The 22,100-nt window shown below is 55.3% G+C and carries 23 protein-coding genes; 14 read left to right on the top strand and 9 right to left on the bottom strand.

Annotation, left to right across the window (positions count from 1 at the left end):
• Positions 1-63 precede the first annotated feature (63 nt).
• Positions 64-1,206 carry an S-layer homology domain-containing protein gene (locus tag BLO51_RS12060; RefSeq protein ID WP_090671671.1) on the bottom strand — a complete coding sequence of 381 codons (1,143 nt, stop codon included), beginning with the start codon at positions 1,204-1,206 and terminating at the stop codon, positions 64-66.
• A 338-nt stretch (positions 1,207-1,544) separates the two neighbouring features.
• Between BLO51_RS12060 and queF the strand changes: the two genes are divergently transcribed.
• Positions 1,545-2,039 carry a preQ(1) synthase gene (queF, locus tag BLO51_RS12055; protein ID WP_054973159.1) on the top strand — a complete coding sequence of 165 codons (495 nt, stop codon included), beginning with the start codon at positions 1,545-1,547 and terminating at the stop codon, positions 2,037-2,039.
• 104 nt (positions 2,040-2,143) lie between these two features.
• Here the strand turns inward: queF and BLO51_RS12050 are convergent, their stop codons facing one another.
• Both BLO51_RS12050 and BLO51_RS12045 read right to left on the bottom strand, forming a co-directional pair.
• Positions 2,144-2,794 (bottom strand): hypothetical protein, encoded by a 651-nt coding sequence (locus BLO51_RS12050; RefSeq protein ID WP_090671668.1) that lies wholly within the window; start codon positions 2,792-2,794, stop codon positions 2,144-2,146.
• Between the two features lie 222 nt (positions 2,795-3,016).
• Positions 3,017-3,883 (bottom strand): ABC transporter ATP-binding protein, encoded by an 867-nt coding sequence (locus BLO51_RS12045; RefSeq protein ID WP_090671665.1) that lies wholly within the window; start codon positions 3,881-3,883, stop codon positions 3,017-3,019.
• A gap of 331 nt (positions 3,884-4,214) precedes the next feature.
• On the opposite strand from BLO51_RS12045, the gene BLO51_RS12040 reads away from it, so the two are divergent.
• Positions 4,215-5,225, top strand: coding sequence for an LLM class flavin-dependent oxidoreductase (locus tag BLO51_RS12040; protein WP_090671662.1), 1,011 nt, complete (start codon positions 4,215-4,217; stop codon positions 5,223-5,225).
• Between the two features lie 69 nt (positions 5,226-5,294).
• Here the strand turns inward: BLO51_RS12040 and BLO51_RS12035 are convergent, their stop codons facing one another.
• A complete protein-coding gene (locus tag BLO51_RS12035) occupies positions 5,295-6,158 on the bottom strand; it encodes a polysaccharide deacetylase family protein (protein ID WP_090671659.1) in 864 nt (287 codons plus the stop codon).
• 145 nt (positions 6,159-6,303) lie between these two features.
• Here BLO51_RS12035 and BLO51_RS29190 point away from each other — a divergent pair, with 145 nt between their 5' ends.
• Positions 6,304-6,480: a hypothetical protein gene (locus BLO51_RS29190; RefSeq protein ID WP_167670183.1), complete on the top strand. Its 177-nt coding sequence runs from the start codon at positions 6,304-6,306 to the stop codon at positions 6,478-6,480.
• 154 nt (positions 6,481-6,634) lie between these two features.
• On the opposite strand, the gene BLO51_RS12030 is transcribed toward BLO51_RS29190, so the two are convergent.
• The 4 genes from BLO51_RS12030 to BLO51_RS12020 all read right to left on the bottom strand — a co-directional run bounded on the left by BLO51_RS12030 (position 6,635) and on the right by BLO51_RS12020 (position 9,558).
• Entirely contained in the window at positions 6,635-7,099 is a 465-nt protein-coding gene (locus tag BLO51_RS12030) for a RidA family protein (protein ID WP_090671656.1), read from the bottom strand.
• Positions 7,100-7,129: 30 nt separating this feature from the next.
• Positions 7,130-7,861, bottom strand: coding sequence for an amidohydrolase family protein (locus tag BLO51_RS30280; protein ID WP_245719637.1), 732 nt, complete (start codon positions 7,859-7,861; stop codon positions 7,130-7,132).
• Positions 7,862-8,117: 256 nt separating this feature from the next.
• Complete coding sequence (locus BLO51_RS30275) at positions 8,118-8,432, bottom strand: amidohydrolase family protein (protein ID WP_245719636.1); 315 nt, start codon at positions 8,430-8,432, stop codon at positions 8,118-8,120.
• 19 nt (positions 8,433-8,451) lie between these two features.
• Complete coding sequence (locus BLO51_RS12020) at positions 8,452-9,558, bottom strand: alanine racemase (RefSeq protein WP_090671652.1); 1,107 nt, start codon at positions 9,556-9,558, stop codon at positions 8,452-8,454.
• A gap of 276 nt (positions 9,559-9,834) precedes the next feature.
• Here BLO51_RS12020 and BLO51_RS12015 point away from each other — a divergent pair, with 276 nt between their 5' ends.
• The 7 genes from BLO51_RS12015 (at position 9,835) to BLO51_RS11985 (ending at position 18,523) form a co-directional block, all read left to right on the top strand.
• Positions 9,835-11,595, top strand: a complete 1,761-nt coding sequence (locus tag BLO51_RS12015) for a cache domain-containing sensor histidine kinase (protein WP_090671650.1) — start codon at positions 9,835-9,837, stop codon at positions 11,593-11,595.
• Positions 11,592-13,136 carry a response regulator gene (locus tag BLO51_RS12010; RefSeq protein ID WP_090671646.1) on the top strand — a complete coding sequence of 515 codons (1,545 nt, stop codon included), beginning with the start codon at positions 11,592-11,594 and terminating at the stop codon, positions 13,134-13,136. The genes BLO51_RS12015 and BLO51_RS12010 overlap by 4 nt, the downstream gene beginning before the upstream one ends.
• A 99-nt stretch (positions 13,137-13,235) precedes the next feature.
• The gene (locus tag BLO51_RS12005; RefSeq protein WP_090671643.1) at positions 13,236-14,576 is read left to right on the top strand and encodes an extracellular solute-binding protein; all 1,341 of its coding nucleotides are present in this window, start codon (positions 13,236-13,238) and stop codon (positions 14,574-14,576) included.
• 69 nt (positions 14,577-14,645) lie between these two features.
• Positions 14,646-15,521 (top strand): carbohydrate ABC transporter permease, encoded by an 876-nt coding sequence (locus BLO51_RS12000; RefSeq protein WP_090671640.1) that lies wholly within the window; start codon positions 14,646-14,648, stop codon positions 15,519-15,521.
• 19 nt (positions 15,522-15,540) lie between these two features.
• Positions 15,541-16,410: a carbohydrate ABC transporter permease gene (locus BLO51_RS11995; RefSeq protein ID WP_090671637.1), complete on the top strand. Its 870-nt coding sequence runs from the start codon at positions 15,541-15,543 to the stop codon at positions 16,408-16,410.
• Between the two features lie 84 nt (positions 16,411-16,494).
• On the top strand, positions 16,495-17,553 hold the full coding sequence (locus BLO51_RS11990; RefSeq protein ID WP_090671634.1) for a Gfo/Idh/MocA family protein: 1,059 nt from the start codon (positions 16,495-16,497) through the stop codon (positions 17,551-17,553).
• Positions 17,554-17,647: 94 nt separating this feature from the next.
• Positions 17,648-18,523, top strand: coding sequence for a sugar phosphate isomerase/epimerase family protein (locus BLO51_RS11985; protein WP_090671631.1), 876 nt, complete (start codon positions 17,648-17,650; stop codon positions 18,521-18,523).
• A gap of 173 nt (positions 18,524-18,696) precedes the next feature.
• On the opposite strand, the gene BLO51_RS11980 is transcribed toward BLO51_RS11985, so the two are convergent.
• Entirely contained in the window at positions 18,697-19,170 is a 474-nt protein-coding gene (locus BLO51_RS11980; RefSeq protein ID WP_090671628.1) for a ribonuclease H-like YkuK family protein, read from the bottom strand.
• A gap of 430 nt (positions 19,171-19,600) precedes the next feature.
• Here BLO51_RS11980 and BLO51_RS30800 point away from each other — a divergent pair, with 430 nt between their 5' ends.
• From BLO51_RS30800 to BLO51_RS11965, 4 genes are all read left to right on the top strand, one after another.
• Entirely contained in the window at positions 19,601-19,732 is a 132-nt protein-coding gene (locus BLO51_RS30800) for a hypothetical protein (RefSeq protein WP_281180352.1), read from the top strand.
• Between the two features lie 229 nt (positions 19,733-19,961).
• The gene (locus tag BLO51_RS11975) at positions 19,962-20,471 is read left to right on the top strand and encodes a coiled-coil domain-containing protein (RefSeq protein ID WP_090671626.1); all 510 of its coding nucleotides are present in this window, start codon (positions 19,962-19,964) and stop codon (positions 20,469-20,471) included.
• Positions 20,468-21,169, top strand: a complete 702-nt coding sequence (locus BLO51_RS11970; protein WP_174551238.1) for an AIM24 family protein — start codon at positions 20,468-20,470, stop codon at positions 21,167-21,169. The genes BLO51_RS11975 and BLO51_RS11970 overlap by 4 nt, the downstream gene beginning before the upstream one ends.
• 178 nt (positions 21,170-21,347) lie before the next feature.
• A complete protein-coding gene (locus tag BLO51_RS11965; protein ID WP_090671625.1) occupies positions 21,348-22,076 on the top strand; it encodes an amino acid ABC transporter ATP-binding protein in 729 nt (242 codons plus the stop codon).
• Positions 22,077-22,100: the final 24 nt, after the last annotated feature.

Here is a 22,100-nt window from a genome sequence, read left to right as displayed (position 1 = left end):
TTACGGCTGCTACAATGATTTTCTTCCATTTATTTTTATTACCCATAGCAGCCTCCCAGCATATTATCCTTTTTTGCCCAGCTCAATCATAGCTCCATTGTTTTCATTGAGTCTAAGATATACAAAACCAAATTTTTTCAAATCACTCTCTACTGCTTCTTTATTAAGTACAAAAAGGAACCACCCTGCAGAAGAATCCAATCTCGGCATTAAAAATTTTTTATCCACTTCGCGATTTGTACCCAGTATATTTACACGCTTAGCTCCTAAATCCGGTGAAAGCTGTCCCCACAATGAGTATTCCAGTGGGTTACCAGTTTCGTTTTTCATGTCAATTTTCAATGCGACTAAATAGTCATCGCCAATCGGTTTACGGTCAACTCTCTCCACTTGACCATCGAACATCGACCTAAAGGCCCCATCCTTTTCCTTTAAATCCATAATCAAAATCTGATGTATTTTCACCGTTGCTTTTGTATTCAGCAAAGGCATCTTATATGGCAGCTCAACCACACGGCTCCCCCACATGGTTTGCACGTTGCTGCCGGTCAGCTCCACTTCCGCATAGCTTGCCGCACGCTTGTCCACTTCGAGCTTCTTACCTTGGCTCACGTCCAAAATCCGCTGAATGATCTTCACAGATTGCGCCCTCGTGGCCGATTCTTCTTTACCCAGTTCGCCGCCGGCCAGCCCCGTAATCAATCCCTTCTGCGTCGCCAAAAACATAAACTTCTTCGCATCGGTGCTATCCTCAGTAGTCTGCAGCGATTTATCCGATGCCCGGACGGCGAGGCGGGCCATTTCCATCCGGGTAATCGGCGTATTCCAGTCACCGGAAGAAAAGTCCTTGTATTGGTGGATTCCGGTTTGCACAAGCGCTGCGACGTAAGGAGCATACCACTCCTTGTTATCGTTACCTGGTACCGGCTTCAAACCGGCTGCTTTTGCCGTCATGGTGATAAATTCCGCTCTCGTAACGGTGTGGTCCGGTTTGAACGATCCGTCGGGATAACCGTCGACGTACCCTGCTGCCACGATAGCCTTAATATCGGATTCCGCCCAATGCCCGGAAATATCGTTCAAAGACACATCTGCTTTTGGCTCCGCAGCCGCTTTCGGCTGCTCTGCGGCAACCAGCATATTGGCATTGGGGCTGCAGGCACTCATTAACATCATGGATACGACTAAAGGGACAACTCGCTTCATCAAAAATCTTCCTTTCGAGTGAATTCAAAGTTATGTATTTCCAGATCCAAAAGAACTAGGTCTATTGTACCATGACTGTGCTTTGTTTACAGATTTTTCTTCCGCCAAAACACAAAAACCGCCCTACCCACTAAAGCATGGATAAGGCGGTTCTTCCGCTCATCATTCGTTGTTATATTACCATCTTATGCCGAAACCTTCAAGAGGTTTTGCAATTTTTGTCGTAATTTCTATCTTGCGAAAACGGTGATTATACTTCCTTTTTTTTACAAAATTTTACCTTTTGCCCTTGGATCGGCTATAATAATAGTTAGGAAAAGAAAGGAGCCAAGCACACCATGGCAGGAAGAAAAGAAGGCGAGCTCGACTTGACGCTGCTCGGCAACCAGCAAACGAAATATCCGATGAACTATGCGCCGGAGATGCTCGAATCGTTCGATAACAAGCATCCGTACCGCGATTATTTTGTCAAATTTAATTGCCCGGAATTTACCAGCCTGTGCCCGATTACCGGCCAGCCGGACTTCGCGACGATTTATATCAGCTACATTCCGGACCTCAAAATGGTCGAGAGCAAGTCGCTCAAGCTGTATTTGTTCAGCTTTCGCAATCATGGCGATTTCCACGAGGATTGCATGAACATCATCATGAACGATTTGATAAAGCTAATGGACCCCAAGTACATTGAAGTGTGGGGGAAGTTTACCCCGCGCGGAGGCATTTCCATCGATCCTTACTGCAACTACGGACGTCCAGGGACGAAATACGAACAGATGGCCGAGCACCGGCTCTTGAATCATGATCTATACCCGGAGAAGGTCGACAATCGTTAAGTCGAGTGCCTTAAAACCCGGCATCATCTAACAGCAAAAACGAAGCCGCACCCCCTGGCAGCAGGGGAGATGCGGCTTTTTGGCATCCGACGGCGCCGAAACGCCTATACATCTCGTTCTTGTTCGTCGCTCTTCACCGTCAATTCCAGTCCGTAGAACGCTCCACTGGCAGAAGCGCGGGCGTCAGCAGCTATTTTTGTGAAAGCTACGTTGAGTGTCTTTTTCTGCCTGGGAGGCATGGTCAAGGTTTGATCCCCAAGGATGTCAAGGGATTCCAGAAACGAGCCGATGTGTAAGTCGCGATTGCGGATAGAAGAGGTGAACAAGATGTCTTGACCGCTATGATTAACGAAGGTCAGCGAGCATGTCCCTGTGACCCGATCCTCTTCTTTTTTGTAGTTGCAACGGCTTCCTTCCTTGACGTATTCCAAGGCATAGATTCCTTTAGCCCACACGCTTTGGTAGGCTACGATCAGTTGGGAGGGCAGCCAGAAGGACAATATTAAAGCGAGCAGGGTGATCTTTCTTGCGTGGCGCTGCAGCGCGGTTCTGAGGGTGAACAGACCGGCTAACAGCAGCAGTATCGAGGTGATGCCGACGTAGTTCAAGCCGCTGGAGCCTTGTGACCACACGGGCAGCCCTATCCATTGAAAAAGCCGCACGCCGAGCGCTTTGGCATCCGGATAGGACCAATTTAAAATAATGGTGCTTGTGATGAGCATAAAAGCGATAGCAAACCGTTGGCGCCTGCTCATTTCGCGTTCCCTCCTTCGATCGAGCATAGAAACCTTCCGACCGCTTTTGATATTAAATTAGACGAAAAATCTATGGGAAATGTTTCTTCCTGCAACCCATTTATGGCTTAGATCGTGAAGGAGGAGGGCAGCAACAGCAGTAACAGCAGCAACAAAAAAGGACCCCTCTAAAACGAAGGAGTCCTGAAAAATCTTATATGTAGCAAACGGCGGTTCCCCGTTCTACTTGGCAGCCGCAACAAGCTCCCGCGCTTCGGAGCGTCTGGCGACAGGGGAGGCGGTAGCGACCTGAACCGGCCGGCTGTGGCCCGCCAACTCGTACGGAATGCACAACGGAACGCCAGTGCGGGGGTCTGGCACAATATCCGCTTCGATGCCGAAGACGTTTTGCAGCATCTCCGGTGTCATCACTTCCGCCGGACTGCCTACCGCCGCTACCGTTCCGCGTTTAATCGCCACCATATTATGCGCATAGCGGGTCGCATGGTTCAAATCGTGGACGACCATCACGATGGTGCGCCGCTCTTCGAGGTTCAGCTTTTCCAGCAGCTTAAGCACTTCAAGCTGGTGAGCCATGTCGAGGAACGTTGTCGGCTCGTCAAGGAATAGAATGTCGGTTCCTTGCGCAAGCGCCATGGCAATCCATGCGCGCTGACGCTGTCCGCCGGATAATTGATCGACGGGACGGTCGTAAAATTCCTCCATTCCGGTCATGTCAATCGACCAGCGTACGATCTCGCGATCCTCTTTGGTCATCGAGCCGAATCCTTTCTGATGGGGGAAGCGGCCGTAGGTGACGAGTTCGGAGACGGTCAAGCCGTCCGGGGCCGTCGGGTTTTGCGGCAAAATGGCGAGCTGCTTGGCTACTTCCTTGGTCGATTGCTGATGAATCGACTTACCGTCCAGGAAGACGCTGCCCTGCTTCGGCTTCATCATGCGGGCCATCGCTTTCAGGATCGTCGATTTACCCGATCCGTTCGCGCCGACCAGCGCCGTAATTTTTCCCGAGGGAATGCTGATATTCAAATTTTGTACAATGGACCGTTCCCCGTAGGCAATATCCAACCGTTCCGTATATAACCGTTCCAATCCAACCACTCCCTTAAAATTTAGCTGAACTCCGAGGCAGGAGATCTTATTCAACAAGTGCCAGCAAGAGCACAATGACAATAACGATGATAATGAGAATCTTTATCAATTGAATTGTATAACAGAACATGCTGGGATTTCAACCCTTTTTGGGAATTTTCCTTGTCCGTTTTCCTACAAGTTGCGGATACCAGATCGAAAGAGGGAAGCGTGGAACGGTAAAAGTGCGCAACCGGGCTTCTAGGCGTATAATGAACGGAGAAACAAGTGGCATCCTCCGGCTTCATGAACGCGTCCGAACGTCATAAGAGGAGGGGAATGGAGGATTCGAATGTTAAAGCTGGGCGTATTGGATCAATCGCCGATTATTCCGGGAGAAACGGCGCCAGACGCGATGAGGCGCACGTTAGAGCTGGCCAAGACGGTTGAACGGCTCGGTTATACGCGATATTGGGTATCGGAGCATCATGACACGCCGGGTCTCGCCGGCTCTTCTCCGGAGATTCTAATTGCAGCCATTGCCGCGCATACGTCGCGGATTCGGGTCGGTTCGGCCGGCGTGCTGCTGCCTCACTACAGCCCGTATAAAGTCGCGGAAAATTTCCGGGTGCTCGAAGCTCTGTATCCAGGAAGAATCGATCTTGGCATCGGAAGGGCGCCCGGCGGCATGCCGATCGCTTCGGAGGCGCTGCGGTACGGCCGGCCGAAGGACAGGGAAGAGCATTTCGCCGTGATGCTCCGCGATCTCGGAGGCTTTCTATCCGACTGGATGGAGCCGGGACACCGCTTCGAAGGCGTGCGGGCGACGCCACTCGTCGATACGGCACCGGAGCTTTGGCTGCTCGGGTCCAGCGGCTTCAGCGCGGATCGGGCCTCGGAGCTGGGCGGGGCGTTCTCGTTCGCGCATTTCATTAATGGGGACGGCGGACACGAAGCGGTTCGGCGGTATTTTGCCAATTACCGGCCCGGCCCGCTCGGCGCGTCTCCTCAGGCGAACGTATGCGTGATCGTCATCTGCGCTGACACGGACGAGGAAGCGGAACGGCTGGCGGCATCGACCGATTTGCGCCTGTTGCTGCTGGAGCAGGGGCAGTTCCGCTGGCCCTTCCCGACGCCGGAGGAAGCGGCCAATTACCCGTATACCGACTGGGATCGCATGCGGGTTCGGGCGAACCGGAGACGGATGATCGTCGGCGGCCCGGAGAAAGTGAGAACGCAGATGCTCGAGTTCAGCAAGAGCTACGGGGTGGAAGAACTGATCGTGCTAACCTACACGTACGACTTCCAAGCCCGGCTGCGCTCGTACGAACTGCTTGCAGATGTATTCGGGCTCGGCCGATAACACGAAAACGGGACTCCGTTCAGACCTGACAGGTCTTCAAGGAGTCCCGTATCGCGTAATGGCGAGCTCTTAGGGAAAAGGCTTGACGCTTTGGACGCGCAGCATGATCTGCTTGTCCAGCAGCTCGGGCCGGATCGCCGGATTGCCTGCGTTGACTCGCGGAATTTCCAGCTTCGGATTGGCGCGGGTCGCCATCTCGTTCACAATGGTAAAGGCGTACCGAAAGCCCGCTTGCGTAAGAAGGTCTTGCGCCGTCTTGGAATGAATGCCGAACGGGTAAGCGAAGCTGTCTGCCGCATGATCGCTGCCGTACAGCTCATTTAGCTGCTGCGCGCAGGCTTTGGTGTCCGCCGCCACCCGGGCGACGGCCTGCTCGGGCGTTTCCAGCGCGCCATCGTCCCGAGTAAGCGGTCCGGTAATCGCCGCCGTCTTCCCTTGTTTGAAATGCAGATTGTTTGAGTGGCATTGAAAATCGTAACGTCCGGGGCGCTCGCTCAGCATTTGCCGGATCTGGTCGCGGGACAGCGTCGGAATCGACGGGGCGAGCGGGTCGTCCAAATCTTTGGTGATGACAAAATTGACGGCCGGCACGTCAAGCTCTTTCAAGACCGGATACGCGTAATCGTAGAAGCTTTTGTAGCCGTCGTCAAAGGTCACGAGCACCGCTTTGTCCGGTACGGCTCCGCCGTCGTAAAATTGCTTGAATTCGCCCAGCGAAATGAAATGATAGCCTTTCGATTTCAAATAATTGAGCTGATCGCGAAACAAAGCGGTGGAGACGGTGCTTGAGCTTTGGTCCGTATCATGGACATGATGGTACATCAGGACGGCTACTTGGTTGCGGTAGCGTAGCGCGTCTTTATACGACCAAGCGTCAAGCGCGCCGATCAAGACAACGGCAAGCAGCAGAGCAGCCAACACTTTTTTGATCATATCAGGGTCTCCCTCGGGTAAAGCTGAAACAGCTTTCGGATAAAAACGTCTATAGTCAGTTATATCGGTTCCGGGGCCGAATTTCAAGTTTATTCCTACCGTCCCGGCACACCACAACCGGGCAAGAGAAGGGGAAGTCGTCGGCATGAAACTGGGGAAGCGCATTGGACAAGGATATACGGCGGAAGTATTCGAGTGGGGAAGCGATAAAATCATCAAAGTGTTCCGGCCCCACACCGCAGACTTGATGGAATACGAATGGCGGATCAGCCGCCAAGTGGCCGGGCTTGGACTGCCGATGCCCGGCTTGTGGAGAGCATAACGGAGGAGGAGCGGGGCAAGCTCATCGCGTTGGTCGACCGGCAGCTTAACGGGTAAGGCCAAGCAATAAAACAAGCACCTCTAGCACGGGAATCTGCGATTCTAATGCCGGAGGTGCTTCTAAATGTAAGCCGACCGTCGTCTTCGATTCGCGCTTAGTCGCGGATTTCCACAATCAGCTCGATTTCTACCGGCGTGTGGAACGGAAGGTCGCTCGTGCCGATTGCGGAGCGGGCGTGCTTGCCGTTCTCGCCGAAGACGGCGACGAGCAGGTCGGATGCGCCGTTCATGACATACGGCTGGTCGCCGAAGCCCGGTGTGCTGTTGACGAAGCCGAGCAGCTTGACGATTTTGACTACGCGGTCGAGGTCGTCCAGGTAGCCTTTCAGCACGGCCAGGCAGTTGATGATCGTTTGGCGGGCCGCTTCCTGGCCTTGCTCGATCGTTACGTCCTTGCCCAGCTTGCCTTCGTACATCAACTCACCGTTAATGCGGCAATCTTGACCGGATAAGTAGAGCAGATTGCCCGTCCGGTTGCACGGAATGTACGTAAAGCGCGGCTCCGGGGACGGGGGCAAAGTAATGCCGAGTTCTTGTAAACGTTGTTCGATTTGGGACATAAGTAGGATACCTCCGATAGTTTCGTTAAATTAATGGGCGCAGCACGACGCTGCGCGAATAAGTCCGCCTTCGCGGGCATGCGTGTGTTGGTCGCCGGTGAGCGTGGTTTTGCCCGCCACAATGACGTGCGAGATGCCGTTCGGATACTGTCTCGGCTCTTCGAACGTGGCCAGATCCTGGATCGTATCCGGGTTGAAGACGGTCAGATCGGCGGCATAGCCGGGAACGATCAGTCCGCGCTTGCCGAGCTTGAAGCGCTGCGCCGGGAATGACGTCAGCTTGCGGACCGCCTCCTCCAGCGACAGTCCGCGCTGGTCGCGCACGTACTTGGCGAAGACGCGGGGGAACGTGCCGTACAGCCGGGGATGCGGCTTGCCGGTTTCGCAGGTCAGGCTGTCGGAAGCGATCAGCGACTTTTCGTAGCGGACCACCTGCGAGACGTCGTCGTCCGACATGTGGAAGTACACGATCGAGATGCGGCCTTCTTCTTCCAGCAGCAGGTCCATCATGCAATCCGCCGGATGCTGGCCGCGCTCCTCGCTGATTTGCGCGATATGCTTGCCTTCCAGATGCCGGTTTTTCTCCGTATGCACCGCCGAGATAACGACGCTCTGCCAGCCGGTGGAGCAGACGAGGTTGTCCCAATCGTCCTGCTCGCGGCCGAGCTCCTCGCGGATGCGAGCGCGCAGCGAAGGATCGCGGAACGCTTCCAGCGTGCCTTCGATACCGCCTTCGAGCACCCACGCCGGCTTTCTCCGCAATCCAGAGCACTTCCTTGACGGAAGGAATCAGATTGTTGCCTTCGCCGCGGATGTGCGTGGAGAACAGCCCATCGTACTTCGGCAGGATGGAGCACAGCTCCGCGAGTTCTTCCTTGGCCGTGTAGCTGCCGGGGGCGTATAACAGGCCGATGGACAGCCCGATGGCGCCGGAGCGGGCCAGATGCTCCATGTACTGCTCGACGGTTTCCCACGGCCAAACCCAGTCCGTCTTGCCCAGCACCGGCTGGACGTAGCTCTACAGCAGCTCGGCGCGCTCCTTCACGAAGGGAGCCGGCGCGAGTCCGCAGTTGCCGACGACTTCCGTCGTCACGCCCTGCCGGATTTTGATCTCGCTGTGCGGATGATCGAAAATCATCAGGTCGGAATGGCAATGCCCGTCGATAAACCCGGGAGCGATGACTTGGCGGTGCGCGTCGATGACGCTTCTCGCTTCCTGCTCCACCCGGCCGACGGCTGCAATCCGCCCATCTTTGACCCCGACGTCGCCGAAAAACCAAGGGTTTCCGGTGCCGTCCGCAATATGTCCGTTACGAATGATAAGATCCAGCATGTTTACGAGCCCTCCCCGCTTACTGCAGCTTGCCGCGCGCCAGAACGGCCCGCTCCTCATAGTTGTCGCCGCTCTTGAAATACACTTTGTCATGCAGATTGACCGTGCTGCAAATATGATTCGGGATGATGTGCAGCACATCGCCGGCCTTCAGGCCGGAAGCTTGGGCAGCTGGACCGAGGCGCAGCATGCCGTGCTCCTCCGACATCCGCTCCAGCACCGCGTCCTCCAACTCGACGACGTGCCCGAAGCCTTGCAGCTGCATCGGGTCCGTGTTCGGCTGCACGTCGGTGGCGAACGTCTTGCTTCCTCCGTCGATGACGGCGAGATCAGCGGACGGCCGGCTGACGACCGTCACGCGGACGCTGCCGGCGCAATCACCGAGCGAACAGACGCCGAGTCGGGCCTGCATTCGGTCCTGGAACACGTAAGTACCCGGCCGGGTTTCGGTCACGCCTTTGGCTACCGCGGCCTGAAGACCTGTCGGCGTGGAGCCGACGCTGACGTCCGCGATCGGCACGCCCTGCGCGCGAATGCGGTCCGCGAGCTCGGCCATCAGCCGGCCTTCTTCAGCGCCGGCCGCTTGCAGATCGAGCGTCGGCTTGCCGCCGAGCAGCGCGCCGCGGAACGTGTAGATACCCGTCAGGCGCAGGCCTTCCATCGCATGGATGGCGGATGCCAGCGCTTCCGCTTGGTCGTATGGTACGCCTGTCCGGCGCAGACCGGTATCGATCTCCAGGCGGACTTGCAGCTCGCGTCCGGCTTCAAGGGCGGCTTGAGACAGCAGCTTGGCCCCGTACAGACTGTCGACGCCGACGATCAGCTCGATTTGCCCGCTGAGCCGTACCGCCCGTGCGATTTTGGCTGGGGTGACGAGCGGGTAGGCGACGAAAATGTTCTTGATGCCGTGCTCCGCCATCACTTCCGCCTCGGACACCTTCGCGACGGTGATGCCTACCGCGCCAGCGTCCAACTGCTTCTGCGCGACCCATGGCATTTTGTGCGTTTTGGCATGGGGCCGCAGCGCGATGCCGAGCCTTTTGGCCGAGTCGGCCATGGAACGGATGTTACGCTCCATGATGTCCGTGTCGATGATTACGCTGGGAGTATCCAGTCGGTCGTTCATCGTCTCACTCACTCCCATAATATTTTGAATATTCTGATAAAAATAAGAGCGCCGCCCTGATTCGAGCCGATTTCCCCTCTTCAGACCGGTCGTTTCCGGGGGCTGGATGGTCCCCGTGTCATTCTGAAAAAGATACTAACATAATCCAGCCCGAAATCAAACAAAAAGTTTTTTTGGTTGAAAAAAAGTATGTTAGCTTCTCCCTGGAAATATGCTAGTATTAAGGCATCGCAACGCTTACAATTCCATTTTTAGACTAAACGGGGGAACGACACAATGAAAAGGTGGCTGTCGAAGTCGCTCAAACACAAGCTGTCCCTGCTGCTGCTGATTGCGATTGTCCTGCCGCTGCTCGCCACGGGAGCGGTTTCGTACAATATAGCGACCTCCGCCACGGAGGAGAAGGCGAAGCAATCGGGCATGAACACGCTGCGTCAAATTGCGGACAAGCTGGAGTTCGTTATACAGGACGTCGAGAACATGTCCCTGTTCATTATCGGCCAGCGGGAGGTTCAGGCGTATCTGGACAACGACCGGGAGGACGTGGCCCGCTATACGCTCAACGTCGGCTTTTTGACCAATCTGGCCTTTTCCAAAAAGTATATTTCCAACATCACCATCAATTCGGCCAACGGCTATCCGCCGCTGTCGAGCACGACAGTGCTTTATTCCGGCCTTCCGGACGTGCTGCGGAAAAACGAGGAGGTTTACCGCAACAGCACCAAATGGTGGACCCCGCTGTACGAGAATCAGACGACGGAAGGGCTGAAGAAAGTCGTCTCCCTTGTCCGTCCGATCCGCAACGTGAACAACTTCAAGCCGCTCGGCGAGCTGTCCATCAGCTTGGACGAAGCCGAGATTGCCCGCTACTTGAAGGAGTCCGGCTGGGAAGCTAAAGGCTTCGTTCTGCTGCTGGACGCGAACAACCGGATTTTATCCGGCGGCGAGTCCGCGTGGCTGAACCGTCCGGTCAGCGAGCCGTTCCCGGATATCGGGCTGATGGCGGAGGCGAGCGGCGTGCTCAATTACGGTCAAGGGGACGAGCAGAAAACGATTTTGTACCACACGATCCCGAGCCTGAACTGGAAGCTGGTCGGCTTTATCCCGACCCAAATCTATACGGCGCAGAACGTCTATGTGCTGACGGTTACCGCGGTAGCGGTCGGCATCTCCCTGCTGCTGGCCGCCGGACTGGTGCTTTATTTCATCCAGTGGGTGACGCGGCCGCTGACCCGGATGACGCAGACCATGAAGGACATTAACCCGGACGAGCCGATCCCGACGTACGAGGTGAAAAGCAGCGACGAGGTCGGCCTGCTGCTGCACAGCTACAACAAGCTCAGCGACCGGATTCAGCGGCTGAAGGAGCAGGTGCAGCTGAACGAGGCGAAGAAAAAGGAAGCCGACATCCTCGCGCTTCAGGCGCAGATCAATCCTCATTTTTTGTACAATACGCTATCCTCGATCCATTGGATGGCCTTGATGAACCAAGACCGGCAGATCGCCGAGATGATCGGGGCGCTCAGCGATTTTCTTCGGTTCAGCCTGAATAAGGGCGAGGAGTTTTGCCCCGTGCAGCAGGAGATCGCGCATGCGCAGAATTATGCGTACGTGCAATCGATCCGCTTTCCCGGCCAATTTGAGATGGAGGTTTATATCGACCCGGCCATGCTCCAGACGCCGATGCTTAAGCTGCTGCTCCAGCCGCTGATCGAGAACAGTCTGATTCACGGTATTCAGAAAAAGCAGGAGCCCGGCTTCGTGTATGTTCACGGCGAGCTGAGCGGCGCGCGGATGAAGTTTGTCGTAGAGGATACGGGCGTCGGCATCGAAGCGGACAAGCTGCGCGAACTTCGCCGGCAGCTCGCTTGGACGGGGAACGGCGGGCCGACGGCCAAAACGAGCTACGGCTTGCGCAACGTGCATCAGCGCCTGCTGCTGCATTACGGCAGCGAAGCGGGGCTGACGATCGACAGCGAGCCGGGCAAAGGCACCCGCGTTTCTTTTAGCATTCCGGTATTGGAGGAGCCCGCATGAAAATTTTAATCGTAGACGACGAAGTGATCATAAGGAACGGACTGTGTACCGTTATCGACTGGAAGGAGCTTGGCTTGACGCTGCTTCCCCCGGCTTCATCCGCCGAGGAAGCGTTGGCGCGCATCCCAGTGGAGAAGCCGAATATTTTGCTCACGGACATCCGCATGCAGGGAATGGACGGCATCCAGCTCGCGCGCGAGGTGAAGCGGCTGCTCCCGGATACGGAAACCGTCATTCTCACGGGCTACGACGATTTTGCGTATGCCCAACAGGCGCTGCGCGAAGGAGTAACCGATTATTTGCTCAAGACAAGCCGGCCCGAGGAAATTATTAAAGCGGCGATGAAAGCGAAGCAGCGTATCATGGACAAATGGGAGAACGCCAAGCAGGAAACGATGCAAAAGGCGGCTCTGCGCAGCCAATTGCTTGATCGGCTGCTGATCCAGGGCGACGAATCGTCATTGGCACCGGTTCAAGCCTGGTTCCGCAAAAACGGCGTGCAGCCGAACGACTCGACGCTGGCGCCGATGCGGGTACTGCTGCTCGCGGCAACAGGCTGGGGGGACGGAGCGCTCGCCGGTCTTTTGCTCGGAGCAGCCGAAAATATGCTCTACGAGCTGCTTCCGGCGGTGACGATGCTGAAGGCCGACCGAATCGTGCTCGTCGTGCGAGAGGAAGTCCGCGTGTCGGACCGCAGCAGCTTGGAGCGGGCGATCAACCGGGTGCGGCAGACGCTGAAGTGTACGGTTTTCGCGGCGCTTGGTCGTTCCGTGGCTTCGTACGGCGAGTTGCAGGCCTCTTATCGGGAAGCCGGGACGGTGTTTGCGTACCGCGGACTGCTCGGGGCCGAGGGGCTGTACACGTCCGAGGACATCACGGACCGCTGCGGCGGCCGGACCGTCTGTTCCCAGAAGGAGGAGTCGGAGCTGGCCGCTATTCTGATGAGCAACAACAGGGCCAACCTGCGGCATTGGGTGAACCGGAAGGTGCGGGAGCAGCTTGAAGATCCGGCGGCTACGCCATCTTCGGTGCAGGCGTTTCTGCAATCGATGGTCATTGCCGGCCACCGCTGGCTGGAGCGGTCGCAGGGCGGCGGGAAGCCGGAGGCGGCACCGGCCGCCCTCCATACGTTCGAGGTCGATTCGCGGGCCGAGGACGAGGTGTTCAAGCTGCTGTCCTCAGTGATGACGGCGTTTCACGAGGCGATTGCCGACAAGCCCTTTGCGTATATTCAAAAATCGATCGCCTACATCAAGGAGCATTTGGACCAAAACTTGTCGCTGCAGCAGGTGGCCAAATTCGTTCACTTGAACCCGAACCACTTCAGCGAAGTGTTCAAGCGGGAGACGGGGCTGAACTATATCGAATTCGTCACGCAGGAGCGGATGCGGCTGGCCGCGGAAATTTTGCAGGAGTCGCAGGCGAAAATCAGCGAAGTGGCTGGCCGGGTCGGCTACGAGGACATCAAATATTTTAGCCAGCAGTTCAAAAAGCATACCGGACAGACGCCGACGGAATTCAGGCAGTCGGTCAAGGCCTGAATTTTTTCCACCCTAGGGCCGAAATCTCTCCCGTTACGTATCCCGGGGATTGTCCTCTATACTGAAGCAGTACACACATATACAAGGAGGGTTCGGAAGATGAACAAAGCGGCTACAACGGGAGTCCTGTTGACCCTCTCGCTTTCGCTCCTCGCCGGCTGCGGCTCGGGTGGAGACCAAGCGGGTACAGGCGGCAGCGCGGGCGGAGACAAAGGAAAAGCGTCCGATAAAGTAAAGCTTTCGCTATGGCATAACTTCACCGGCGACGATCTGCGCGCCAAAGCGATGCGGGGGATCATGGAGCAATACAAGAAAGATCACCCGAACGTGGAATTGGATATTCAGGGCATTCCGCCCGATGGTTACAGAGCCCGTTTGAAAACGGTTGCGGCGGCGAACGAAATGCCCGACCTGTTTGTGATGTGGCCTGGCGTCATGACCAAGGAATTCGCCGGAGGCGATCTGCTTCAGCCGATCAACCCGCTGCTGGATAGCAAGGCGGATTGGAAGAACGGCTTCCTGCCGAACTCCTTCGACGACTTCACGCTGAACGGCAACATTTATGCCGCTCCGATGGGGCTGTCCCCGACGTCGATTTTATATTACAACAAAGCGATGTTCGATAAACATAATGTCAAGCCGCCGAAAACGTGGGACGACATGATGAGCTTGGTCGAAACGTTCAAGAAAGAAAAAATAACGCCGATCGCGCTCGGCAACAAAGCGGCATGGCTGGCGCAATCCAGTATTTTGAGCTCCTTGGCCGACCGGGTGACGGGGACGGAATGGTTCCTGAACGCAGCCGAGCAAAAAGGCGCGAAGTTCACCGATCCGGAATTCGTGCAAGCGCTGACATATATGCAGCAGCTTGGCAAAGCCGGCGCATTCCAGGATGGCTTCAACAGCATCGATAACACGCAAATGGAGCAAATGTTCGCGCAAGGCAAAGCGGCGATGATGATCGACGGCGGCTGGGCGCTGACGAACCTTGCGGCCAATGCGACCAAAGAAGTACTGGACGGGATTGACGTGACGGTGCTGCCTTCCGTTCCGAACGGCAAAGGCGATCCGAACTCGCTTGCCGGTGTCGTCGGAACCGGTCTTGGCATGAGCAAGAAAACGTCCGGCGCAAGTAAAGAAGCGGCGTATGAGCTGATCTACGCGATGTCCGGTCCGGCGGCGCAAAAAGCGACGCTGGAAAGCAACCAGCTCGTCAGCTACAAGGTCGATCTGGACACAACCAAAGTTTCCTCGCTGTTCGCCAAAGTCCACAACATGGCAGGCACCGTGAAGCGGACGCCGGTCTATGACGGACGGTTGAGCTCCGCCGCAGCCGATGTGGTGAACAACGGATTGCAGGAGCTGCTCATGGGTGCGAAGCCCGAAGACGTAGCGAAGAAAATTCAAGACGCGCAAGCCAAGTCGGTCGGCGCAAAATAAGATGGGCCGCGCGATTCCAGCTCTTCACCGGGGCTGGAATCGCCAGTTCCGGAAGAAGGAGGGGATTCCATGACGGCAGCGGCACGTATTAGAGGGTTTATTGCGATAGGTCTTCTCCCGGCCACGCTGATTTTCGTATTTTTCGCGATTATTCCGATTTTCTGGTCTGCATATTACGGCTTTTTCGATTGGAAAGGCATCGGGGCTGCGAAGTTCATTGGCTTCGACAACTACTTGGAAGTGATCCGCGACCCGATTTTCTGGCTTTCGTTTAAAAACAACATGCTGATTGTCGTCGCGTCGGTGTTCGGCCAAATTCCGATCGCGCTTATTTTGGCCCTTGTACTCACAAGAAGCTCGCTCTTTCAACGGATGATCCGCGCTTCGGTGTTTATGCCGATGGTGCTTTCCTCGGTTGTCGTGGGGATCATTTGGAGCTACATTTACCACCCGCAAATCGGCATTTTGAACTTCCTGCTCGACGGCCTCGGCCTCGAATCCTGGAAGATGCAGTGGTTGTCCGATCCGAAAATATCCATGTATATGCTCATGATTCCGATCATTTGGAACTACATCGGGCCGTACATGATTATGTTTATCGCCGCGCTGCAAAATATTTCCCCGGAAATTGATGACGCTTCGCGAATCGACGGTGTCGGGCCGGTGCGGAAATTGTTCTCGATCACCCTGCCGATGATTTGGGACACGATCAAGGTCGCCGTCGTACTTTGCATCTCGGGCAGCTTGAAGGCATTCGACCTGATTTACGTCATGACAAACGGAGGACCGGCGCACTCGACCGAACTGCTCGCTTCGTATATGTACAACAACACGTTCAACGTCTTCCGCTTCGGCTACGGCAGCGCCGTCTCGACCGCGATCATTATTCTCAGCCTGCTGCTGATCCTCGGAAGCCAATTCCTCATGAAACGCAACTACCGATAACCGAAAGGAGGGACCCGTCATGGAACAAGCTTTGTCAGTTAAAACGGGAAGCGCCGCAGGCAAAGCCGGGGCAAAATGGAGCCGCGGGCTGATTAACGTCCTGCTCACCGCTTACGCCCTCGTTACGCTTTATCCTCTGTTCTGGCTGTTCGTCAGCGCTTTTAAAACGAACGAAGAGTTTCATTCCAAGCCGTTCTCCTTGCCGGAGGTATGGCAGTGGGACAACTTCGCCCGGGCTTGGGAAGTTTCGGCGATGGGTACGTCGATTGTCAATTCGACCATCGTTACCGTTTTGTCGCTGGTTTTGACGCTGGTGCTCGGCGCGCTGGCGGCTTATGTGCTGGCACGCTTTGATTTTAAACTGAAGCCTTTGTTCATGGGCTTGTTTTTGCTCGGCATGCTCATTCCGGTTCACAGCACGCTTGTGCCGCTCTTCGTCCTGATGAAAAAAGTTGGGTTGCTCGATACGTACGCGGCGCTCGTGTTCCCTTATACGGCGTTTGAGCTGCCGCTGGCGATCTTCGTCGTCGCGGCCTACCTGACTGCGATTCCGAAAGAGATCGAAGAAGCCGCGCTGATCGATGGCACGGGGTATTGGGGCATCTTCTTCCGCATGATGCTGCCGCTCAGCCTGCCGGCCTTGTCGACCATAGCGATTCTTGGCTTTTTACGGTTCTGGAACGACTTCGCGTTCGCGCTCGTCTTTATCAGCAAGCCCGCTTTAAAAACGATTCCGCTCAGCTTGTCCGTCTTTGCAACCGGGTATTCTACCGATTACAAGCTGACGATGGCTGCGATGTCGATCGCGGTGCTACCGACCATTATCGTCTACCTGCTGTTCCAGGAGCAGATTATGAAAGGGATGACGGCCGGGGCGGTCAAGGGATAAATTGATCTCAGGCGGGGAGAAAAAATTGCAATTCACAGACTTGGACAAATGTGGTAGTATCCGGGTGGAGAGAGGGGGATCAGCATGGCTGGTTTGAAAGTAGCTGTGATTGGCGCAGGCTCGATTTCGGAAATGCATTTAACTTCGTACCAAAATCATCCCGAGGTAGAGCTCGTCGCCGTTTGCGACTTGGTGGAAGAACGGGCGCGGCAGGCAGCCGACAAGTTCGGCGCGAAAAAGGTGTATACCGATTACCGCGAGCTTCTGGCGGACCCGGAAGTGGAAGCGGTCAGCATCTGCACATGGAACAATTCTCATGGCGAGATCAGCATCGCGGCGCTCGAAGCGGGCAAGCATGTACTGTGCGAAAAGCCGCTGTGCACGACCGTCGATAAGGCGCTTGAGGTGGAAGCGGCGGTCCGCCGGAGCGGCAAGCTGCTGCAGGTCGGCTTCGTGCGCCGGTACGGGACGAATACCAAGGTGCTGAAAAAGTTCGTCGACGCGGGCGAACTCGGTGAGATCTATTATGCGAAAGCATCTTACCTGCGACGCCTCGGCAATCCGGGCGGCTGGTTCTCGGACATTGAGCGTTCGGGCGGCGGACCGCTGCTCGACATCGGCGTGCATGTGATCGATTTGTGCTGGTACTTGATGGGCCGTCCGAAAGTGAAATCGGTGACGGGCAACACGTACAAGAAGCTCGGCAACCGCTCGAACGTGCAAAATTTGAGCTATTATCAGGCGGCGGACTTCGACGCTTCCAAAAACTCCGTTGAGGATATGGCCAACGCCTTGATCCGTTTCGAGAACGGCGCTTCGCTGATGGTGGACGTCAGCTTTACACTGCATGCGAAAAGCAACGAGGTGGCCGTGAAAATATTCGGCGACCGGGGCGGCGCGGAGGTCGAGCCGGACTTTACGATCGTTACGGAAAAGCACGATACGATTTTGAACGTGACGCCGCAGATCGACAATTCGACCTTTGATTTTGTAGCGGGCTTCCAGAACGAAATCAATACGTTCGTCGACTGCTGTCTCGGACGGGCCGAACTGATCAGTCCGGTCGAAGACGGCGTAGAGCTGACCAAGATCATCTCCGGCATTTACGAGTCGAGCGAAAAAGGTATCGAAATTCAATTCTAAACCAAGTCCGGTGAATGGCGCGCTGCGCGGGTAGAAGAAAGTTCCGCCTGTTCCGCTTTGTTCGTCGGACTTCTGAATATGGAGGAGAGCGGAGATGAAATTGACGAACAAAATCGGCGTCATCGTCGACAGCTTCGGTGTCGGGGTTCGCGAAGGGCTGCGTAAGGCGAAGGAGGTCGGCGCCGACGGCGTGCAGATTTATGCGGTCAGCGGCGAGATGGACCCGGCCGGGCTAACGGCAGAGGCAAGACGTGAGCTGAAAGCGTACATCGCTTCGCTGGGGCTTGAAATTTCCGCGCTCTGCGGCGATCTGGGCGGGCACGGCTTTCAGGATGGCGCGGCCAACGCGGCGAAGGTCGAGAAGTCGAAGCGCATTCTCGATCTGGCGCTTGATCTTGGCACCAACATCGTAACGACCCATATCGGCATCGTGCCCGAGGATACGAGCGGCGAAGTATACCACAATATGCAGACGGCCTGCGAGGAGCTCGGACAGTACGCGAAGAAATGCGGCGCTTATTTCGCCATCGAGACCGGTCCGGAGCGGTCCGCTCATCTGAAAAGCTTCTTGGATACGCTCAGTACGAACGGTGTCTCGGTGAACTTCGATCCGGCGAACATGGTCATGGTCACGGGAGACGACCCGGTGGAGGGCGTGCGGCTGCTGAAGGATTATATCGTCCATACGCATGTGAAGGACGGAATCCGGTTCCGCGAGGTGGACCCGCGCGAGGTATACGGCGAGCTCGGCTTCGAGCCGATGGATCATGGCAAAATTGCGCAAATGGTCACGTCCGGCGAGTTGTTCAAGGAAGTGCCGCTCGGCGAAGGGCGGGTGCCGTTCAACGAATATTTTGCCGCGCTGCAGGAGATCGGTTATCAAGGCTATCTGACAATCGAGCGCGAAGTCGGTGTGCAGCCGGAAGTCGACATCCGGCTCGCGGTTGATTTTATTCGTCGCTATAAATAACGAACGCGAGCAATGGAAGCTCGGTGAACAACAGTGGAGGAGCGACGAGCATGAAAATTGCGCTGAGCGTATGGAGCGTTCATGCAGCCGGTTCAATCGCAAACCTGGACCGAATTTTATCTACTATTATATAGGCGCAAAAAAAGAGGGCATCCAAGCCCGATTTTTTGCGTTCACTCCGCAAATCGGTCCGCCACCGAGCTGGCGCCGAACGACATCGGTTTAATCCGCGCTTCGTAGCCGACGGACGTGACCCAGCCGCAAATTTCCTGAATCAGCACCTTCGTCTCGCCCTGCTGGCCGATGTCGATGTGAATTTCCAGCGGCCACTGGGAAGTCAGGTCGCTCATTCCGCTGCGGTTCAACAGCTCGACCAGTTCCAGGCTGAGCTCGGTTTCGCGGTAAATTCTCGTGCGCAGGTCGAAGAGCGGACGGCTGCTCCGTTTGCGGTAAAAAAAGCGGGCTCCCTTGCCGATCCGGTGAATGATAACGGCCGTGACGAGCGTCGTGCTGCGCCGGGTCGTATGGGAATCCGTTCCGATAACCAATGTATAGCTTGCTTCCTGCTCTTCTTGGACAAAGTCGTGCAGGATTTTAACCATTTCCTCCAATGCAACGGAACCACTAGTCGGGCTAAGGAACATCATCTGTTATCCAACTCCCTCCAAGATTGAAAATGACCCCATAGCTATAGTTTACACCAAAAATCGTTAAAATAGTTTAAATTTGCAGCGGATCGACTGGAATCGGAACTTGGAACGCAACAAATAATCAACGGAAAAGCAAAGAACAAAGCGAGGTTCAAAAGGAGTTCGGTGGTAAGAGAGTAGAGTGTGTTAAACGATAGTCGCTTGTATAAAGGAGCCGGGCCCCTGTAAGAAAGAGCCTAAGCCTTGCGGCTTAGGCCAATGAAAAAAACATCCTCTTTTATTGTAAAGTAACGGGAGATCAAATTCAAATCGTTAAACATCAGTAAATTTTAATAAAAATGTGAAAAATCATACAAAATAGAGCGCTTTCATCATATAATAGAATTAACCTGTCAGCGGTATCGCTGTACAAAGGAGGCTTGGCGCCATGGAGGGAAGATTTTCCGTCGGATTTGTTGTCGGAACGATGCTCAGTATACCGCTATGGATATCCGCCATCGGCTGGATGAAGCTCGTAGGCTTCGTTGTAAAATATGTATTCCGCCTTCATATTATTTAATGATCGGCCAAAGTGCTGCGAAGATGGCCTGAGGACCCGTCCCGGACGTCTCGCTCCTTTGCTTGTCTATCGTCATAAGATCGCACTTTCCGCAGGCGAAAGCTTTCGGAAAAACGCGGTCTTTTCTTTGTCTTCCGCATAGGGGGAGCATGTTCCTTTTTGTCGAAAAAACAGGTAAAATAAAGGAAATACGCTTGGTATTCGTACGAATAGGAAGGGGGTAGCACGTATGAAAACGATGCCGCGTCCGTTCAAAAAAGCGGGATGGGGAATCCAGATCAAAGCGGGGACGGCCTGCCTTTTTTTGCTGCTGACGCTTCCTTGGCCTGTCGCGCAAGCAGGCTTTTTGGACCGGGTGAAAGACATTTACGACATGCCGGAGCAGATCGGACAGCTCCAGAATCAATATAACGAGACAAAGCAGGAGCTGGAGCGGAACCGGGAGAAGCTTGAGACGACGCTTAAGCGCTCGGAGGAAGCCGCGGAGCAATACAAGGCGACGGAGCAGCGGCTGATGGAAGAAAATCGCGAGCTTCGCAGCCGCAACGAGCAATTGGAGCAATTGATCCGGCGGTTGGAAGAGGCCGAGCAGGCGAGTGCGCAGCGCACGAGACAAATCGTTCGGACGGCGTTGGCGGGAGTGCTGCTCGTTGTGCTCTATTTTGTTCTGATGCGCGTGATCCGGCTGGTCGTATGGCGCCGGAACCGCGGCGCAAGCCATCGGGGAGGGAACAGATGAAGATTCATGTAGAAGAAGGAGCTGGGAGCGACGGAAAAGCGGCAGCCGTGGAACTTGCCGCCGGTGAAGCCGCCTTGGTGCTGCATCCGAAGCAAATCATCGCTTTTCAGGGCCGTTCAGGAAGCCGGGAAGATCGACTGCTGAATGTGGCCGGGGTTTATCGGAAGAAGCGTTGGATCGAGTCGCGTCTGACCGGACCTGCGCGCTTTGTGCTGGGCGTTCCGGCAGGCTTCAGCTTCCGGGCGATGGAGCTGCCGGAGGATAGCAGCCTGCTGTTCGACATCCGGTATGTGCTGTTGTACAGCGAAGGGATGAAGCTGCAAAGCCGCTTTCAAAAAATCAAGCAAGCTGTTGTAACGCAGGACTGGATTCGGATGAAATTTTCCGGCGGCGGCACGCTCGGTCTGCTTAGCTGCGGCCCTTTGTGCGAGCTGACGATCGATCCGTCGGAGCCGGTCTATGTCGATATCGGCTGTCTCGTCGCTTATCCGGAGGAAGCCAAGCTGCAGCTGTGTGTCTACGGCAATCCGCTTGCAAGTCAGCGCATGAACTACCATTGGGAAATTACCGGCTCGGGCAAGGTGCTTTTACAGCCTTCCAGACCGAGATTCGGGCTGGCCGATCCTTTGCAGGGCGATTCCTTGTTCAAACGGATTTTGAGAGAAGCGCTTCCGTTCGGCGGAGTCATTATAAAGTAAAATGGTTGAAAAAACGCCTCGTTTTCCAGCGATGAATCGCCGGGAACGAGGCGTTTGCTATCGAGCGGAATATCGATTGCCGAGTCATAATTTACGGCGATCTCGCATACTTAATCTGAGACCGTAGGACAAAAAAGCGTCATCCTTCAAAGCCGAATTGCACAAAGGGGGTTGCGTCTTGATTCAATTCCGGGATGTGAACAAGCACTATGGTCATTTTCACGCATTGAAAAACATCAATTTGACGATTGAACCGGGCGAAGTCGTCGTCGTGATCGGACCGTCCGGTTCGGGAAAAAGCACACTGCTCCGCTGCATCAACCGGCTGGAGACGATATCTGGAGGGGAGCTGACGGTGGACCATATCAAGGTTCACGACAAGAAAACCGACATCAACAGCCTGCGACGCAACATCGGCATGGTCTTCCAGCATTTTAACTTATACCCGCACCGCACGGTGCTGGATAACATCACGCTGGCCCCGATGAAGGTGCTCGGTCTCTCGCGTCAGGAGGCCGAGGAAACGGCCATGACTTATTTGAATAAAGTCGGCATTCCCGATAAGGCGAAATCCTATCCGTCGCAGCTGTCGGGTGGGCAGCAGCAGCGCGTGGCGATAGCGCGCGGGCTTGCCATGAAGCCAAAGATCATGCTGTTCGACGAGCCTACGTCGGCGCTCGATCCGGAGATGATCGGAGAAGTGCTCGACGTCATGCGCGACTTGGCCCAAGAAGGCATGACGATGGTTGTCGTCACTCACGAGATGGGCTTTGCCCGTGAAGTGGCCGACCGGATCGTCTTTATGGATCAAGGGCAAATTCTCGAGACGACGCCTCCGGCCGAATTTTTCCAGAGTCCGCGCGAGGAGCGGGCGCGTACGTTTCTTAGCCGGGTGTTAAATCACTGATCTGATTTTCAAATTCCAATTTCG

This window comes from Paenibacillus tianmuensis (assembly GCF_900100345.1).
In the GTDB taxonomy this organism is placed as follows: domain Bacteria; phylum Bacillota; class Bacilli; order Paenibacillales; family NBRC-103111; genus Paenibacillus_G; species Paenibacillus_G tianmuensis.
Note: the sequence above shows the minus strand (reverse complement) of the source record. Positions and strands in the feature narration are given on the sequence as shown.

Excerpts from the sequence above, each read along its gene's own strand:
- BLO51_RS12060 (WP_090671671.1), bottom strand. The coding sequence starts at position 1,206 with ATGAAGCGAGTTGTCCCTTTAGTCGTATCCATGATGTTAATGAGTGCC.
- queF (WP_054973159.1), top strand. The coding sequence starts at position 1,545 with ATGGCAGGAAGAAAAGAAGGCGAGCTCGACTTGACGCTGCTCGGCAAC.
- BLO51_RS12050 (WP_090671668.1), bottom strand. The coding sequence starts at position 2,794 with ATGAGCAGGCGCCAACGGTTTGCTATCGCTTTTATGCTCATCACAAGC.
- BLO51_RS12040 (WP_090671662.1), top strand. The coding sequence starts at position 4,215 with ATGTTAAAGCTGGGCGTATTGGATCAATCGCCGATTATTCCGGGAGAA.
- BLO51_RS12035 (WP_090671659.1), bottom strand. The coding sequence starts at position 6,158 with ATGATCAAAAAAGTGTTGGCTGCTCTGCTGCTTGCCGTTGTCTTGATC.
- BLO51_RS29190 (WP_167670183.1), top strand. The coding sequence starts at position 6,304 with ATGAAACTGGGGAAGCGCATTGGACAAGGATATACGGCGGAAGTATTC.
- BLO51_RS12030 (WP_090671656.1), bottom strand. The coding sequence starts at position 7,099 with ATGTCCCAAATCGAACAACGTTTACAAGAACTCGGCATTACTTTGCCC.
- BLO51_RS30275 (WP_245719636.1), bottom strand. The coding sequence starts at position 8,432 with ATGCTGGATCTTATCATTCGTAACGGACATATTGCGGACGGCACCGGA.
- BLO51_RS12020 (WP_090671652.1), bottom strand. The coding sequence starts at position 9,558 with ATGAACGACCGACTGGATACTCCCAGCGTAATCATCGACACGGACATC.
- BLO51_RS12015 (WP_090671650.1), top strand. The coding sequence starts at position 9,835 with ATGAAAAGGTGGCTGTCGAAGTCGCTCAAACACAAGCTGTCCCTGCTG.
- BLO51_RS12010 (WP_090671646.1), top strand. The coding sequence starts at position 11,592 with ATGAAAATTTTAATCGTAGACGACGAAGTGATCATAAGGAACGGACTG.
- BLO51_RS12005 (WP_090671643.1), top strand. The coding sequence starts at position 13,236 with ATGAACAAAGCGGCTACAACGGGAGTCCTGTTGACCCTCTCGCTTTCG.
- BLO51_RS12000 (WP_090671640.1), top strand. The coding sequence starts at position 14,646 with ATGACGGCAGCGGCACGTATTAGAGGGTTTATTGCGATAGGTCTTCTC.
- BLO51_RS11995 (WP_090671637.1), top strand. The coding sequence starts at position 15,541 with ATGGAACAAGCTTTGTCAGTTAAAACGGGAAGCGCCGCAGGCAAAGCC.
- BLO51_RS11990 (WP_090671634.1), top strand. The coding sequence starts at position 16,495 with ATGGCTGGTTTGAAAGTAGCTGTGATTGGCGCAGGCTCGATTTCGGAA.
- BLO51_RS11985 (WP_090671631.1), top strand. The coding sequence starts at position 17,648 with ATGAAATTGACGAACAAAATCGGCGTCATCGTCGACAGCTTCGGTGTC.
- BLO51_RS11980 (WP_090671628.1), bottom strand. The coding sequence starts at position 19,170 with ATGATGTTCCTTAGCCCGACTAGTGGTTCCGTTGCATTGGAGGAAATG.
- BLO51_RS30800 (WP_281180352.1), top strand. The coding sequence starts at position 19,601 with ATGGAGGGAAGATTTTCCGTCGGATTTGTTGTCGGAACGATGCTCAGT.
- BLO51_RS11975 (WP_090671626.1), top strand. The coding sequence starts at position 19,962 with ATGAAAACGATGCCGCGTCCGTTCAAAAAAGCGGGATGGGGAATCCAG.
- BLO51_RS11970 (WP_174551238.1), top strand. The coding sequence starts at position 20,468 with ATGAAGATTCATGTAGAAGAAGGAGCTGGGAGCGACGGAAAAGCGGCA.